We start from the raw sequence: 16322 nt of genomic DNA on the forward strand, positions 1-16322 counted from the left end.
TAATTCCGGTCTTTTTTGCGACTTTTACTCTCCGACAAGGCCTCATTTCCATGCAAGAAACCATCGCGCTGACACCCGAGATGATGGTGGTCCTCGGGCTGCTGGGCTTTACCATCTTCCTGTTCGTGTCCGAGATCGTGCGGGTGGACGTGGCCGCGGTGTCCGTGATGGTGTTGCTGGGGCTGATCAGCATGATCCCGGGCCTGGGGGGCGTGGCGGACACCCATAAGCTGTTCGACGGCTTCGCCAGTAATGCGGTGATCTCCATCATCGCGGTGATGATCATCGGCGCCGGCCTGGACAAGACCGGGGTGATGAGCCAGGTGGCTTCCTTCATCATGCGCGTGGGCGGGACCACGGAGAAACGCGTCATCCCCATGGTCTCCGGCACCGTCGGCGTGATCTCAAGCTTCATGCAGAACGTGGGCGCGGCGGCCCTGTTCCTGCCGGTGATCTCGCGCATCTCCGCGCGCACCGGCCTGCCCATGTCCCGGTTGCTCATGCCCATGGGCTTCTGCGCCATCCTGGGTGGCACCATGACCATGGTGGGCTCCAGCCCGCTGATCCTGCTCAACGACCTGCTGCCCGCGGGCATGGAACGCTTCGAGCTGTTCGACGTGACCCCCATCGGCCTGGCCCTGGTGACCACCGGCATCCTGTACTTCGTGCTGCTGGGCAAGTACGTGCTGCCGGCGGTGCGCAATGACGGCGCCAGCGGCGAGAGCACCGTGGACTACTTCAAGCGGGTCTACGGCCTGGACTACACCATCCGCGAATACACCCTGCCCTCCAGCCACCCCATGTCCGGTCACACGGTCAGCGACCTGGAGCGGGAATACGGCATCAACGTCATCGGCGCCATGGTCAGCGGCGACCTGCGCGTGGCCCCCTGGCCCGGCTACCAGCTCAACGGCACCGCGCGCCTGGCGGTGCTGGGCCGCGCCGACCGGCTGGATCAGTTCGCCGAGCGCGCCGGGGTCAAGACCAGGGGGTACCTGGACGTGTTCTCCGACGCCCTCTCCCACACCAAGTCGGGCATCGCCGAGGTGGTGATCCCGCCCGGCTCCGACCTGATCGGCAAGACGGTCACCGAGATCGCCATGCGCAAGACCCACGGCCTGACGGTACTGGCCATCCACCGCGGCGAGGAGACCATCCGCGAGGGCCTGCGCGACGTGCCCCTGCAGGCGGGTGATACCCTGGTCTGCCACTGCAGCTGGAGCGCCCTGGCGCGGGTGGAGAAGAACCGCGACTTCGTGGTGGTTACCAGCGAATACCCCCACGAGGAACTGCGCCCCCAAAAGGTGGGCTTCGCCGTGCTGTTCTTCGCCATCGCCCTGGGCCTGATCCTGTTCACCGACCTGCGCCTGTCCGTAGCCCTGCTGGTGGGTGCCGTGGGCATGATCCTCACCGGCGTGCTCAACATGGACGAGGCCTACAAAGCAGTGAGCTGGAAGACGGTGTTCCTGCTGGCGAGCCTCATCCCCCTGGGCGCGGCGGTGCAGGAAACCGGCACCGCCGCCTGGATCGCCCACCAGACCCTGAACCTGCTGGGCGACGTGGCCCCCTGGGTCCTGCAGGCGGCCATCGCCATCCTGGCCACCTTCTTCACCCTGGTCATGTCCAACGTGGGCGCCACCGTGCTGCTGGTGCCGCTGGCGGTGAGCATCGCCTTCGCCGCCCAGAGCATGGGCATGGACGCGGACCCGCGGGTGTTCGCCCTGACCGTGGCCATCGCCACCTCCAACTCCTTCCTGATCCCCACCCACCAGGTGAACGCCCTGATCATGGGTCCGGGTGGCTACCGGGTGAAGGACTTTATGAAGGCCGGCGGCATCATGACGGTGCTGTTCCTGGTGGTGTCGCTGACCATGCTGAACCTGATCTTCTAAGGGAGACCGTCCGGGCAGCACAGCCCCGGGCAAGAATTCGACAACATTATTAAAGCCAAGGAGTAAGTACGCATGTCCAAGAAGCATCCGATCGTCGCGGTCACCGGCTCTTCCGGCGCCGGCACCTCCACCGTCAAGCGTGCCTTCGAGCACATCTTCCTGCGCGAGAAGATCAACCCGGTGATCATCGAGGGCGACAGCTTCCACCGCTACAACCGTGCCGAGATGAAGGAGGCCATGAAGAAGGCCGCCGACAGTGGCAACAACCACTTCAGCCACTTTGGCCCCGAGGCCAACCTGTTCGACAAGATCGAGGATCTGTTCAAGACCTACGGCAAGACCGGCGGTGGCAAGAAGCGCTACTACATCCACAGCGATGAAGAGGCCGCCGAGCACAACGCGCGCCTGGGCACCAAGCTCAAGCCCGGCGAGTTCACCCCCTGGGAGGACATCCCCAAGGGCACCGACCTGATGTTCTACGAAGGTCTGCACGGCCTGGCCGCGGACGACAAGGTGGACGTGTCCAAGCACGTGGACCTGGGCGTGGGCGTGGTGCCCATCGTCAACCTGGAGTGGATCCAGAAGATCTTCCGCGACAATGCCGAGCGCGGCTACTCCGCCGAGGTGATCGTGGACACCATCCTGCGCCGCATGCCGGACTACGTGAACTACATCACCCCGCAGTTCTCGCGCACCGACATCAACTTCCAGCGCGTGCCCACCGTGGACACCTCCAACCCCTTCATCGCCCGGGACATCCCCACCCCCGACGAGAGCATGGTGGTGATCCGCTTCCGGGATCCCAGGAAGTTCGGCGTGGACTTCCCCTACCTGCTGAACATGATCCACAACTCGTTCATGTCCCGGCGCAACACCATCGTGGTGCCCGGCGGCAAGATGGGCCTGGCGATGGAGATCATCCTCGCCCCCATCATCGGCGAGATGGTCGCCAAGCGCGGCTGATTACGGCGCTCTGCAAGCCCCGTGCGTCTCCGGACGCACGGGGCTTTTTTGTGGGCGATCCCGTAGGAGGCCCGACCCCGGGCCGAACAACGGCGCCTGGCGAAACCGCCACTGTCCGCGGCGGTGTCGCCGCTCCTACGGGGTGAGCTGCCCGGCCTGATGCTCGGTGAAAATGTAGGGGTTAACGGACCGGGCCACCTCGCCTTGCTATCATGAACCCCATCCCGAGAACCCCGGATCCCCCATGCTTTCTTTCCTGCGACGGCGTCCAAATCCCAACCGACTGCGCCAGCAGTTCCTGGAGCGCTTCACCGGCCGCACCCTGATCGTGCACGAAGGCTTCCCACCGGAATGGCTGGAGGAACTGCTCAAGCAGCCCGGCGGCGGCGGACACTTCCGCCTGGACGTGCGCCAGATCAATGTCCGCAAGCCCAGCCCCATCGAGTGGTTTGTGCGTGAACACGTGCTGCCCCTGGGACTGCCCCTGCCGCTGCTGGTGCGGGTCAGCCCGCCGGAGCTGCGGGTGCGTCACCTGCGGCGCGGCAACCATGCCGTGCACCCCAGCGAGATCCAGTGGTTCCTGGAGGAACTGGACACGCGCGCACACGCCACCCTGCGCGTCACCGACACCGGGTTCACCGCCGAGCCGGGCATCCCGGTGAGCGACAACGAGGCCAAATCCATGTTGGATCATCTGGGACTGTGAACACCATGACCCCTTTCTCCATGGCCGCCGCCGAAGGCATCGAACCCGTCGCCGTGGCCCGCGAACTCGCCGCCCGGCTGACCACCCCCGCCGAGGGCGAGGCCCTGGGCTTCCTGTACGTGAGCGATGCCCTGGCCCGGCGCCTGCCCGAACTGCTCGCGACCCTGCGCGAGGCCACCGGCGTGACCCACTGGACCGGCACGGTGGGCATCGCCCTGTGCTGCACCGGGCGGGAGATCTACGACCGCCCCGCGGCCGTGGCCATGCTGGGCAGCTTCCCGGCGGGCAGCGCGCGTGTTCTGCCGCCCATGACCGAGAACGACGACGCCCTCACCGCACTGCTGGCGGACTGGGACACACAGGACCCGGCGCGCTTCGCCCTGCTCCACGGCGACCCCACCCACGGCACCACACCGGCGATCATCCGCCACCTGGGCGAGCACACCCAGATCTTCGGCGTGGGCGGCATCGCATCCTCCCAGGGCGACTACCTGTCCGTGGCCGACGAGGTGGTCCAGGGCGCGGTCTCCGGGGTGCTGTTCGCCGAGTCCGTGCCCGTAGCCACGGCCCACACCCAGGGCTGCACGCCCATCGGCCCCGTGCACCGTATCACCGCCGCCAGCAACAACGTGCTCATCCAGCTGGACGGACGCCCGGCCCTGGACGTCTTCGAGGAAGACATCGGTGAGGTACTGGCCCGTGACCTGCAGCGGGCGGGCGGCTTCATCGTCGCCGGCCTGCCGGTGCCCGGTTCCGACACCCGCGACTACCTGGTGCGCAACCTGGTGGCCGTGGACACCGGCCAGCGCCTGGTGGCCATCGGCGAGCACGTGCGCGAGGGCGACGAGATCCTGTTCTGCCGGCGCGACGGCAACGCCGCCCTGGAAGACCTCAAACGCATGCTCGCCGACCTCAAGCGCCGCGCCCCCAACGGCGCCCGCGGCGCGGTCTACGTCTCGTGTCTCGGCCGTGGCCGGCACCAGTTCGGCGACGACTCACAAGAACTGCGCATCATCGCCGAGGAACTGGGCGACATCCCCCTGGTCGGATTCTTCGCCAACGGCGAGATCTTCCACAATCGGCTGTATGGCTATACAGGCGTGCTGACGTTGTTCCTCTAAAAACCTGGATCTGCCGCAGAGCCGCGGAGGCGCAGAGTAAACCCATTGGACAGGATTAACGGGATTTGATCAGTCACATCGAATTTGCCTTTTCAGTCATCGTGTAAATCTTGTCCATCCTGTCCCTGTCTTTCTCTGCGTCTCCGCGCCTCTGCGGCGCAGTAAATCCGCCTTTACGGAGTCCACATGCAAACACGCAAACTCGGCAACACCGACATCGACGTGAGTCTCATCTGTCTCGGCACCATGACCTGGGGCGAGCAGAACACCGAGGCCGAGGCCCACAGCCAGCTGGACTATGCCCTGGAGCGGGGCATCAACTTCATCGACACCGCCGAACTCTACCCGGTGCCGCCCATGGCCGAGACCCAGGGGCGCACCGAGGCCTATATCGGCAGCTGGCTCAGGAAACGCGGGCGGCGCGAGGATATCGTGCTGGCCTCCAAGGTGTGCGGGCCCGGGGAGTGGGTGAACTACTTCCGCGGCGGCCCGCGGCTCGACCGACCGCACATGACCCAGGCCCTGGAAGACAGCCTGCGCCGGCTCAACACCGACTACCTGGACCTCTACCAGATCCACTGGCCGGCCCGGCCCACCAACTACTTCGGCAGCCTGGGCTACGTACACCAGGAAGACCCGGAAGCCACCCCGATCGCCGAGACCCTGGAGGTCCTGGACGGCTTCGTGCGCGCGGGCAAGGTGCGCCACATCGGCATCTCCAACGAGACCCCCTGGGGCCTGACGGAATACCTGCGCCAGGCGGAGCGCCACGACTGGCCGCGCCTGGTGTCCATCCAGAACCCCTACAACCTGCTCAATCGCAGCTTCGAGGTGGGCCTGGCCGAGATGGCCATCCGCGAGCAGGTGGGCCTGCTGGCCTACTCACCCCTGGGCTTCGGGGTACTGAGCGGCAAGTACCTGGAGCGCATGCCCGAGGGCGCGCGCCTGACCCTGTTCTCGCGCTTCTCCCGCTACACCAACGAACAGGGCGTCGCCGCCACCCGCGCCTACGTGGAACTGGCGAAGGCCCACGGCCTGTCGCCCGCGCAGATGGCGCTCGCCTTCGTCAATTCTCGCCCCTTCCTCACCAGCAACATCATCGGCGCCACCCGTCTTGACCAGCTCAGGGAGAACATCGACAGCGCCGAGCTGGTGCTCAGTGACGAGGTGCTGGAGGCCATCGAGACGATCCACGGGCGGCATCCGAATCCCTGTCCTTGAAGGCAGTGGCAAGTGGCTAGTCTCAAGTGGCAAGGAAAACCAGAGAAACCCCCTCTCACTCAGGGAGAGGGTTGGGGTGAGGGCGGTTTTCCTTGCCACTCGTCACTTGAGACTAGCCACTTGTTTATTGATACCCACGGCCACTTCGATGATGCCGCCTTCGACGCGGGCCGGGGCGCGGGTGCTGGCTTACCTGGCTTCGCCTGTCCCGCCTCATGCTCCGCGTAATCTCCCACCTCAAGCGAGGCCGATCTTCGGCTGAGCATCCTTCACCACCATCAGTCACTTCCAAGTCAGCGCCTTTGACACCATCGGCGCCCACGCTTTCAGTTTGAATTCAGGTTGGCTTGCTCCAATAGGCCCCGAGCACCCCAGGTGCCCGACCCCTGGCCCAGTCCGGACGCATGCCCATGGAATCGATCAAAAACCGGCCCCTTCTCACCCTCCTGGCCATAGGCCTGCTGATCGCACAGCTCGCCGGTGCCACGTCAGCTGACGAACTCTCGGGCGCGGCAGCACCGCGCGATCCCCGGCTGACGCTCACCGAGGTGGTGGATGCCGCCTGGCAACATCATCCCTACGTCACGCTGCCTGCGGTGCAACAGGAAGAGGCCGACGCACTGTCACGCCGGGCTCGCAGCCTCATCGGGGCCGACCCTGCCGTCATGCTGCGGCATGAAGCCGCACGGGCCGGTGGCGGAACCGAACTCCGTGAATGGGAGGCAGGTGTCGAACTGCCGCTGTGGCGGCTGGGTGAGCGCAGTGCCAGCCGACGCGTTGGCGAAGAGGCACGGCGCAGCGCGGAGACCAGCGCCGCGCTGTTGCGCCTGCAGGTAGCCGGTGAGGTACGCGAGACCATCTGGACGCTGGCCCTCGCGCAGAATGCCCTGGCACTGGCACAGACGGACTTTGCGAGCGCCAGCGAACTTGAAGCGCAGGTGGCCCGACGCGTGGCGAACGGGGATCTGGCGCAGACCGATCTGCTGCTCGCGCGCGACGAGACACTGCAACGCAGGGCATTCGTACAGGACGCCGAACTCGCGCTGCGCCATGCACGCCTCGCCTACCGCCGTTTGACCGGCCTCGACGCCCTCCCGGAATCCATCCAGGAATCTCCCGCGCAGCATTTCCCCGGGATGGAAGAACACCCCGCCTTGAACGCTCCTGCCGCGCGTGCCGCCCGGACCCGGGCCGAGCTCGAACTGGTCACCAAGACTGCGGGAGGTCACCCGGTGCTGTTTCTCGGCGGCAGGACCATCGACGATCCGGTCGGCGGAAACGTGGACAGCCTGCAGGTAAGCATCACTTTTCCGCTTGGCAGTGCCCACAGTGACAGCCGGCGCGCCGAGGCCGCCGTCGCTCTGGCCGAGAGTCAGGGCGTGCTGGGCCAGGCCCGGCGCGCGTTGGAGCGCATGCAGCAGGAGGAAACCGATGCGCTTGAAGCCGCACACCTGGCGTTGGCCCTCGCACAGGAACGCGCCTCCGTCGCCGGGGACAGCGTTCGCCTCGCCAGGCGCGCCTTTGATCTGGGCGAGCTCCCCTTGGCCGAATACCTGCGGGTACGCCACCGCGCCCTGACTGCCGGCCACGAGGCCGCCCAACGCGAACTGGAGCTGCAACGCCAGATCGCCCGCTACAACCAGGCACTTGGAGTGACGCTATGAACCACAGTCATGTCAACGGAACACGCGGCCTGTACGCGCTGCTGATCCTGTCTGCTTTGTTTGCCGTCAAAGGGGCCTGGGCCAGCGAGGAGCTGATATTCACCGAAGCCCAGATCAGCGCCCTGGGCATCGAGGTGGTGAACCCCGCCATCGCCGACGTCGCACCGGGCCCGAGCTATCCGGCCCGTGTTGAGCTCCCCCCCGGCCAAGAACATGTGGTGACGGCCGGCGAGGGTGGTGTTGTCGAGGCGGTTCTGGCCTCAGAGGGCCAGACGGTGGCGGCAGGTGAACCCCTGCTTCGGCTGCGCAGCGCCGGCATCGCGGCACTGGAGCGCGAGTACCTGCAGGCCCGCGAGCAAGCCGCGCTCGCCCGTCAGCAGACCGAACGGGACGAGGCACTGTACCGTGAGGGGATCATCCCGGAGCGCCGGGTTCAGGAGAGCCGTTCGGCACTGGCCCAGGCCCATACCCTGAGCCAAGGCGCGCGCCAGGCCCTGGAAGCCGCGGGACTCGACGCAAAGGATCTGCACACCCTGGAACAGACTGGTCGTGTCTCGAGCACCCAGATACTGCGCGCACCCTTCACCGCCACGGTGCTTGAGGTCATGGTACGCAACGGCGAGCAGGCCGATCCTTCGACCCCGCTCCTGCGACTTGGCCAGACCAGTACTTTGTGGCTCGAGATCCGTGTCCCCGTGGAGGACCTGGCAGGCCTGTCGGTAGGCGCAGGGGTGCAGGTGTTGCACGCCACCGTCCTCGGACGCGTGATTCTTATCGGCCAACAGGTCGAACCGGCTGACCAGAGTGTCGCGGTACGTGCCGAGATACACACCGGCGCCGAATCCCTGCGACCCGGTCAGCTGCTACAGGTCAGCCTGCTCGAGCCGAGCGGTGCCCATGCGTTCCGTCTGCCCGCCAGCGCCGTTGTGCATCGTGGCGAGGGGCAATATGTGTTTGTGCAGAGCCCTCAGGGATTTCGCGTCGAACCTGTCCGGGTGCTCAGCACCAGCACTGGCGACGTGGTCGTGAACGGCACGCTCTCAACTGACGACCGGGTTGCCGTCAAGGGCATTGCTGCCCTCAAGGGTGCCTGGCTGGGCATTGGCGGAGAGTGATCCGCTACAACCCAAGACTCACCAGAGGACCACTCCCGTGCTGACACGCCTGATCCAGTTCGCCCTCACCCAACGCCTGTTCGTGCTGCTTGCCGTCGCCCTGCTCATCGGCCTGGGCATACTCGCCCTTACGCGGTTGCCGATCGACGCCTTTCCGGACGTTTCCTCGCCGCAGGTCAAGCTCATCATCAAAGCACCCGGCATGACACCCGAAGAGGTCGAGGCACGCATCACCGCGCCGGTAGAGGTGGAAATGCTCGGCATCCCGAACCAGGTGATGCTGAGATCCGTGGCCAAGTACGGCCTCACCGACATCACCGTCGACTTCGCCGAGGGGACCGACATCTTCTGGGCACGCCAGCAGGTGGCCGAGCGCCTGGCCGGTCTCTGGGGCGATCTGCCGCCAGATGTCTCCGGCGGCATGGCGCCCCTGACCACCCCCCTGGGCGAGATGTTCATGTTCACTGTCGAGGGCGGAGATCTCACGCTCGCCGAGCGCCGCGCCCTGCTCGACTGGGTGATCCGGCCCGCCCTGCGTACGGTACCCGGCGTAGCCGACGTGAATGCGCTCGGCGGCTACGTGCAGACCTTCGAAGTGAGCCCCGACCCACTGCGCATGAGCGCGCGTGGCGTCACGCTGGACGAACTGATCCAGGCACTCCAGCTCAACAACCGCAATGACGGCGCAGGCCGCCTCATCGACGGCGAGGAGACACTTCTGGTGCGCGCCGAGGGCAGCGTGCGCAATCTGGAGGATCTGGGCAGCCTGCTCGTGGCCTGGCATCGGGGCATGCCGGTACATGTACACGACGTGGCAACGGTGCGTATGGGCGCGCTCACCCGCTATGGGGCGGTCACCAGGAACGGGGTGGGCGAGACGGTCCAGGGCCTGGTGCTGGGGCTGCGTGGCGCCAACGCACGCGAGGTGGTGGAGGGGGTGAAGGCACGGCTCGCCGAACTCGCGCCGACCTTGCCCGAGGGCGTTCATCTGGAGGTCTTCTATGACCGGGGCAACCTGGTGGACCGGGCGGTACACACCGTATCCAAAGCCCTGGTGGAAGCCATTGTGCTGGTACTGATCCTGCTGGTGCTGTTCCTCGGCGACCTGCGGGCGGCGTTGACCGTGGCGCTCATCCTGCCTCTCGCCGCACTGCTTACCTTCATCCTCATGGACAGCTTCGGTCTATCGGCCAACCTGATGAGCCTGGGTGGCCTGGCCATCGCCATCGGTATGCTGGTGGATGCCGCGGTGGTGGTGGTGGAAAACATCGTCTCGCAGCTCGCCCGAGCCGGGCACACGCAGCGTCTGCCGCGCCTGCACGTCATCCATCGCGCCGTGCGCGAGGTGGCTGCCCCGGTGACCGCAGGCATCCTGATCATCATCATTGTGTTCCTGCCGCTGCTCACCCTGGAAGGGCTGGAGGGCAAGCTGTTCATCCCGGTGGCCCTCACCATCGTGTTCGCGCTCGCCGGCTCGCTGCTGCTCTCGCTGACCGCCATCCCGGTGCTCGCCTCCTACGTGCTGCGCCGGGTGGGACACACTGAACCCTGGCTGGTGCGCAGGCTTGACGCCGGCTACCGGCCGATGCTGGCCTGGAGCATGGCGCACCCGCGCACCGTGGCCGGGACGGCACTCGTGGCCCTGTTGCTCGCGGGCGGACTCTACACGCAGATCGGCAAGACCTTCATGCCGACCATGGACGAGGGCAACCTCATCGTCCAGCTGGAGAAACTCCCGTCCATCTCCCTGCCTGCTTCGATCGAACTCGACCAGCGCGTACAGCGTGCCCTGCTCGAGCAGGTCACGGAGGTGATCGGTGTCGTCGCACGTGCCGGCTCCGATGAGCTGGGCCTGGACCCCATGGGTCTGAACGAGACAGACAGCTTCCTGGTGCTCAGGCCCCGCAGCGAGTGGCGCTTCGACAGCCCCGAGCAACTTCAGGACGCCATCCGTGCGGTGCTCGCCGAGTTCCCCGGGGTGGGATACGCCTTCACCCAACCCATCGAGATGCGCGTTTCGGAGATGCTCACCGGTGTGCGCGGCGATCTGGCCATCAAGCTGTTCGGCCCGGACCTGGACGTCCTCAACACCAAGGCCGAGGAGATCGCGGCAGCGGTACGCACCATCCCCGGCGCCGAGGACGTTTACTTCTCGGTCAACGAGGGCGTGCAGTACCTGAACCTCGCCGTGGACCGCGAGGCAGCTGCACGCCTCGGTCTCTCGGTGGATGCCTTGCAGACGCTGCTGCGCGCCCAGGTGGAGGGCAAGCCCGTGGGCACGGTCTATGAGGGCATGCGCCGCACGCCACTGGTGATTCGTGGCGAGAGCGCGATGGACTCGCCCCAGGCGTTTCGTGAAATGCTGGTGAGCCTGCCGGACGGTGGCCAGGTACCGCTCTCGAGCCTGGCCCGCATCGAGCGCGTAGAGGGGCCTGTGTCAGTCAAGCGCGAGCTCGGTGAGCGCAACGTGGTGGTGATCGCCAACGTACGCGGACGCGACCTGGTCGGCTTCGTGGAGGCCGCACGGCTGGCAGTGAACGAAGCGGTTCCCCTGGAGCCGGGCTACCGGTTGGCCTGGGGCGGGCAATTCGAGAATCAGCAGCGCGCCGCCGAGCGTCTGGGCCTCGTCGTGCCGGTGGCCATCGGCCTGATCTTCCTGCTCCTGTTCTCCACCTTCGGTTCAGTGCGTCAGGCCGCGCTGGTGTTGCTCAACATCCCCTTCGCACTCATCGGCGGCGTTGTGGGTCTGTGGCTCTCGGGTGAGTACCTGTCCGTGCCGGCCTCGGTGGGCTTTATCGCCCTGCTCGGTATCGCCGTGCTCAACGGCGTGGTGATGGTCAGCTACTTCAACCAGTTGCGCGCCCGGGGCATGGGCCTCGATCAGGCCGTCATCGAAGGGGCACGTCGGCGTCTGCGGCCCGTCATGATGACCGCCTCCATTGCGGCCTTCGGTCTGGTGCCCCTGTTGTTCGCGACCGGCCCGGGTTCGGAGATCCAGCGGCCCCTCGCCGTGGTGGTGATCGGCGGCCTGGCGACGTCCACCCTGCTCACTCTGGTGCTCATGCCCATCCTGTACCGGCGCTTCGGCGCACCGCATCCCCGAGAGGCGCTGTCATGACCAAAGTACTGCTCGTGTTGATCACCCCACCCGAACTGGAGGAGCCGCTCATCGACTGGCTACTGGAGCGCGATGGCATCTCCGGGTTCACGGGGTTGCCGGCCTACGGCCACAGCCGCGAACACGGCGGCTATTCCCTGCTCGAGCAGGTCAGTGGCCGGCAGCGCCGGGCGATCTTCCTGGTCCAGACCGAGGCCGAGTCAGCACGGTCCCTGCTCGACGCACTGCACACCGAAATGTCTGGCGCAGGTCTGCACTACTGGGTCATGCCGCTGATCGAATCCGGCCGACTTGACTGATCCCGTCCGGCGATCCATGACATGCGGCAGGCACCGGGACACATGCAAAAGGGCAAATGGATTTAGCCCTTGGCCCTTTTCCCTTGTATCTTGCACCTGATGTTCATCGACACCCACAGTCACTTCGACGATGCCGCCTTCGACGCGGACCGTGATGCCTGCTGGGCCAGGGCCCGGGCGGTGGGGGTCGAGGCCCAGGTGCTGCCGGCGGTCAGCCGGGCCAGCTGGCCGAAGCTCAAGGTGGTGGCGGCCAGCGATGCGCATCTGCATCCCGCCTATGGCCTGCACCCCATGCTGCTGGCGGAACACGCATCCGGTGACCTGGAGGCACTGGAAGCATGGATCGAACAGGAGCGGCCCGTGGCGGTGGGGGAATGCGGGCTGGACTACTTCGTGCCCGGCCTGGACCCGGATGCCCAGTGGCACTTCTTCACCGGACAACTGGCCCTGGCCAGGCAGTTCGGGCTGCCAGTGATCATCCACGCCCGGCGCGCCGTGGACCAGGTGGCCAAGGCCCTGCGCCTGAATCCGGGCATCCGCGGGGTGGTGCACAGCTTCAGCGGCAGCGAGCAGCAGGCGCGCACCCTCATCGACCTGGGTTGCCTGCTGGGCATCGGCGGCCCGGTCACCTACCCGCGCGCCCAGCGCCTGCGCCGCCTGGTGGCCACGCTGCCCCTGGAGGCGATCCTGCTGGAGACCGATGCCCCGGACCAGCCATCTGTCGAACATCGGGGGGAACGTAACGAACCCGCCTTCCTGCCAGAAATCGCCGCCGAGATCGCCCGGCTGCGCGACATGGAGATCGAGGCACTGGCCGAGGCCACCACCCGTAACGCGCGACGACTCTTCGCCCTCCCTGAGCCATAGGGCTGGCCGCGCCCGCCCTACACGCCTTGCACACCCACCGTTGCAGCCACTGCACGGAGGCGGCCATGGGCCGCCCTGTGCATACCGAACGCAATTCCCGCAAGCGCGGCCACTTATCCACGCAAGATTTCTCTGATCCCGAGACTTACCCGACACCCCGCTTGCGCTAGAATTGCGAACCCATGACCACCATCCATGAACGCACGCAGCTGCTCATCGGTCCCGAGGGCCTGGAGAAGCTCACCCACCGCCATGTCTTCATCGCCGGCCTGGGCGGCGTGGGCAGTTACGCGGCCGAGGCCATTGCCCGGGCAGGTGTGGGCCGCATCACCCTGCTGGACCACGACGTGGTGGGTCCCTCCAACATGAACCGCCAACTGGTGGCCCTGCATTCCACCCTGGGCCAGCGCAAGTCCGAGGTGATGGCCGCGCGCATCCGCGACATCAACCCCGAGATCCAGGTACATATCACCAGCGCCTTCCTGTCGCCCGACAACGTGGGCGAGATCGTGCCTGCCGACGCCGACTATGCCCTGGACTGTATCGACTCCATCGCCTGCAAGGCGGCCCTGGTGCACCACTGCCAGCAGGTGAACATCCCCATCGCCTCCAGCATGGGCGCCGGCGGGCGCACCGACCCCACCGCGATCCGCGTCGGCCCCCTGTCCGCCACCCAGCTCTGCCCGCTGGCCCGTGAGATCCGCAAGCGCCTGCGCCGCATGGGCGCAAGCCTCGACTATCCGGTGGTCTATTCCCTGGAGCAGCCGGTCAAGGGCACGGAACATCGCCCTCTGGACGGACCCGGCCGCGCGCGGGCGGTCAACGGTACCATTTCCTACCTGCCGCCCCTGTTCGGCTACACCCTCGCCGGCCTGGTGATACGCGCCCTGCTCGGGGAAAAACTGCCGGTCGGCGGGAAACGGGGCGCGCGCTCAGGTACTTAGGCTATAGTGAGCCTGCAACCGTTTCAGGAGCCAGGACTTGAAACCTACGGAAGCCCGCTCACAAGAGCCCAGCCCGGAAGAACAGGAAGACGGCATCGCCCGGCTGCACCAGGTGGCCGCCCAGAACCTCGAGACCACGCCCCCGGTGCTGGTCTCCTATCTGGCCGTACCGGATGCGCGACTGACCCGTCTGCACATCAGCCCGCACTTCAAACACCTGGTCCAGGGCAATGGCGCCCACGGCGCCTACCTCAAGGACCACGACCGCTGGGTGCAATACCTGCACCCGGAGGACCGGGAGCGGGTTCAGCAGGCCCTGGCCGGGACCCGCGAAGCCCAGAGCCCCTACTGCATCGATTACCGACTGAGTGACGCCAAGGGCGTCACACGCTGGGTCCGGGACATGGGCATCTACGTGGGTGATCCCCAGCAGGGGGGCACGGTGATCCAGGGCGTGATGATGGATGTCTCCCTGGAGCACGAGCTCAGGGACCGGATCGAGGCCCTGGCCAAACAGGCGCGTCGGGCGGAGGCCGAGGCCGCCGCCTCCAAGGCCGGTGAACTGCTGCAGCAGATGCACGAAACCCTGGAACACACGGCCTCCGCCATCCTGCGCCTCGACGCCGCCGGCAGGATCAGCTACGCCAACCAGGCCGCCCTGCGGCTCACCGGTCATACCCGCCCCGAGCTGCTCGGCCACGACTTTGCCCAGGCCCTGCTGAACGCCCCCGAAGGACGCCGCCCCGCCGACGGCCCTGCCCCATATCTGAAGGACTGCCGAGAGGTCCTGCGCTCGCGCCAGCCGCACCACCTGCAAGGGCTCACCCTGTGGCGCAAGGACGCACGCCCCCTGGAGATCAACTGCCAGCTGGCGCCCGGTGCCGAGGGTGGCGCGATCCTCACCCTGGAGGACGCCACCGAGTACCGCTCCCTCAGCACGCAGCTGCAATACCAGGTGACCCACGACGCCCTCACCGGACTGCTCAACCGCCGGGAGCTGCTCATCCGCCTGGAACAGGCCCTGCGCCAGGCCCGCAACGGTCACAACAACGGGGCCATGCTGTATATCGATCTGGACCAGTTCAAGGTCATCAACGACACCAGCGGCCACACCGCCGGCGACGAACTGCTGCGCCAGATCAGCAGCCTGCTCACCGGCGCCATTCGCCAGGGCGATGCCCTGGCCCGGCTGGGGGGTGACGAGTTTGCGGTGATCCTCAACGACTGCCCCGCCAGCGAGATCATGGACACCGCCGACCAGCTGCGTGAGCACATCGCCGACCATGTGTTCCGCTGGGAGGACAAGTCCTACAACGTCACCGCCAGCATCGGCGTGGTGCCCATCAACCGCGAAAGCGGCAATGTGATCACCGTGATGAGCGCCGCGGACACCGCCTGCCATTCCGCCAAGGACAAGGGTCGCAACCGCATCCACGCCTTCAAGCTGGACGACACCAGCATGATCCGCCGCCAGGGCGAGATGCGCTGGGTGGCACGCATCCACCAGGCGGTGCAGGAAGGTCGCTTCTCCCTGTTTGCCCAGACCATCCAGCCGGTGGAGGCGAGGGAAAAACATCGCGGTACGCACCTGGAGATGCTGATCAAGATGCAGGGCGAGGGTGACGAGTTGATCCCGCCCGGCGTGTTCCTGCCGGCGGCGGAGCGCTACAACCTCTCCGGCACCATCGACCGCTGGGTGCTGCAGCACACCTTCTCCTGGATCGCGGATGCAGGGCTCGACGAAAACCGCCTGTCCCTGTGCGCCATCAACCTATCCGGACATTCCGTCGGCGACCCCGCCTTCCTGGACTACGTGGTGTCACAGCTCAAGCGTCACGCCCTGCCCGCCACCCTGATCTGTTTCGAGATCACCGAGACCGTGGCCATCGCCAATCTCAACCAGGCGCGCACCATGATGGAGACCCTGGGCGGCATGGGCTGTCGCTTCGCCCTGGACGATTTCGGCAGCGGCATGTCCTCGTTCGGCTACCTGCGCACCCTGCCGGTGGACTACCTGAAGATCGACGGCCTGTTCGTCAAGGACATCGCCAAGGACCCCACCGACCTGGCCCTGGTGCGCTCCATCAACGACATCGCCCACGTGATGGGCAAGCGCACCATCGCGGAATTCGTGGAATCCCAGGAAATCCTCGACCGCCTGCAGGAGATGGGCGTGGACTACGCCCAGGGCAACTTCATCGCCGAACCGGTGCCGGTGGCGGAGTTGCGGATCTAGTTTCACCGCGGCTGTCACTGCGCCGCAGAGACGCGGAGGCGCAGAGAACAGATGCAAAGACCGACAATATGAATGCTCCAGATCTAAATCACTGCGTTGTGCGATTCAGTTAATCCTGAAAATCACGTTCATCCTTTACATGGACTTTCTCTGCGCCTCCGCGTCTCTGCGGCAGA

The 16322-nt window shown here is 66.3% G+C and carries 12 protein-coding genes; all 12 read left to right on the plus strand.

Going from position 1 to position 16322, the window contains the following annotated elements; genetic code table 11:
* Positions 1 to 50: 50 nt before the first annotated feature.
* Positions 51 to 1892, plus strand: coding sequence for an SLC13 family permease (locus tag TGR7_RS16255; RefSeq protein ID WP_012639769.1), 1842 nt, complete (start codon positions 51 to 53; stop codon positions 1890 to 1892).
* A gap of 72 nt (positions 1893 to 1964) precedes the next feature.
* Positions 1965 to 2855 carry a phosphoribulokinase gene (locus tag TGR7_RS16260; protein ID WP_012639770.1) on the plus strand — a complete coding sequence of 297 codons (891 nt, stop codon included), beginning with the start codon at positions 1965 to 1967 and terminating at the stop codon, positions 2853 to 2855.
* Between the two features lie 244 nt (positions 2856 to 3099).
* Positions 3100 to 3561 (plus strand): hypothetical protein, encoded by a 462-nt coding sequence (locus tag TGR7_RS16265; protein ID WP_012639771.1) that lies wholly within the window; start codon positions 3100 to 3102, stop codon positions 3559 to 3561.
* 5 nt (positions 3562 to 3566) lie between these two features.
* Positions 3567 to 4682 (plus strand): FIST signal transduction protein, encoded by a 1116-nt coding sequence (locus tag TGR7_RS16270; protein WP_012639772.1) that lies wholly within the window; start codon positions 3567 to 3569, stop codon positions 4680 to 4682.
* Between the two features lie 186 nt (positions 4683 to 4868).
* Entirely contained in the window at positions 4869 to 5903 is a 1035-nt protein-coding gene (locus tag TGR7_RS16275) for an NADP(H)-dependent aldo-keto reductase (protein ID WP_012639773.1), read from the plus strand.
* A gap of 410 nt (positions 5904 to 6313) precedes the next feature.
* Complete coding sequence (locus TGR7_RS16280) at positions 6314 to 7567, plus strand: TolC family protein (RefSeq protein ID WP_012639774.1); 1254 nt, start codon at positions 6314 to 6316, stop codon at positions 7565 to 7567.
* 56 nt (positions 7568 to 7623) lie between these two features.
* Positions 7624 to 8682 (plus strand): efflux RND transporter periplasmic adaptor subunit, encoded by a 1059-nt coding sequence (locus TGR7_RS16285; protein WP_187148406.1) that lies wholly within the window; start codon positions 7624 to 7626, stop codon positions 8680 to 8682.
* 37 nt (positions 8683 to 8719) lie between these two features.
* On the plus strand, positions 8720 to 11800 hold the full coding sequence (locus TGR7_RS16290; protein WP_012639776.1) for an efflux RND transporter permease subunit: 3081 nt from the start codon (positions 8720 to 8722) through the stop codon (positions 11798 to 11800).
* Positions 11797 to 12099, plus strand: a complete 303-nt coding sequence (locus TGR7_RS16295) for a DUF3240 family protein (protein ID WP_012639777.1) — start codon at positions 11797 to 11799, stop codon at positions 12097 to 12099. The genes TGR7_RS16290 and TGR7_RS16295 overlap by 4 nt, the downstream gene beginning before the upstream one ends.
* Positions 12100 to 12198: 99 nt before the next feature.
* Positions 12199 to 12966, plus strand: coding sequence for a TatD family hydrolase (locus tag TGR7_RS16300; RefSeq protein ID WP_012639778.1), 768 nt, complete (start codon positions 12199 to 12201; stop codon positions 12964 to 12966).
* A 182-nt stretch (positions 12967 to 13148) separates the two neighbouring features.
* Positions 13149 to 13910: a tRNA threonylcarbamoyladenosine dehydratase gene (locus tag TGR7_RS16305; protein WP_012639780.1), complete on the plus strand. Its 762-nt coding sequence runs from the start codon at positions 13149 to 13151 to the stop codon at positions 13908 to 13910.
* Between the two features lie 37 nt (positions 13911 to 13947).
* Positions 13948 to 16146 (plus strand): EAL domain-containing protein, encoded by a 2199-nt coding sequence (locus TGR7_RS16310; RefSeq protein WP_012639781.1) that lies wholly within the window; start codon positions 13948 to 13950, stop codon positions 16144 to 16146.
* The last annotated feature ends 176 nt before the right edge of the window (positions 16147 to 16322 follow it).

The organism is Thioalkalivibrio sulfidiphilus HL-EbGr7 (genome assembly GCF_000021985.1).
Lineage (GTDB): Bacteria > Pseudomonadota > Gammaproteobacteria > Ectothiorhodospirales > Ectothiorhodospiraceae > Thioalkalivibrio_A > Thioalkalivibrio_A sulfidiphilus.

What these genes read in the sequence shown, in the direction of transcription:
- TGR7_RS16305 (WP_012639780.1), top strand. Translation starts at nt 13,149, where the DNA reads ATGACCACCATCCATGAACGCACGCAGCTGCTCATCGGTCCCGAGGGC.
- TGR7_RS16270 (WP_012639772.1), top strand. Translation starts at nt 3,567, where the DNA reads ATGACCCCTTTCTCCATGGCCGCCGCCGAAGGCATCGAACCCGTCGCC.
- TGR7_RS16265 (WP_012639771.1), top strand. Translation starts at nt 3,100, where the DNA reads ATGCTTTCTTTCCTGCGACGGCGTCCAAATCCCAACCGACTGCGCCAG.
- TGR7_RS16255 (WP_012639769.1), top strand. Translation starts at nt 51, where the DNA reads ATGCAAGAAACCATCGCGCTGACACCCGAGATGATGGTGGTCCTCGGG.
- TGR7_RS16280 (WP_012639774.1), top strand. Translation starts at nt 6,314, where the DNA reads ATGGAATCGATCAAAAACCGGCCCCTTCTCACCCTCCTGGCCATAGGC.
- TGR7_RS16260 (WP_012639770.1), top strand. Translation starts at nt 1,965, where the DNA reads ATGTCCAAGAAGCATCCGATCGTCGCGGTCACCGGCTCTTCCGGCGCC.
- TGR7_RS16275 (WP_012639773.1), top strand. Translation starts at nt 4,869, where the DNA reads ATGCAAACACGCAAACTCGGCAACACCGACATCGACGTGAGTCTCATC.
- TGR7_RS16300 (WP_012639778.1), top strand. Translation starts at nt 12,199, where the DNA reads ATGTTCATCGACACCCACAGTCACTTCGACGATGCCGCCTTCGACGCG.
- TGR7_RS16295 (WP_012639777.1), top strand. Translation starts at nt 11,797, where the DNA reads ATGACCAAAGTACTGCTCGTGTTGATCACCCCACCCGAACTGGAGGAG.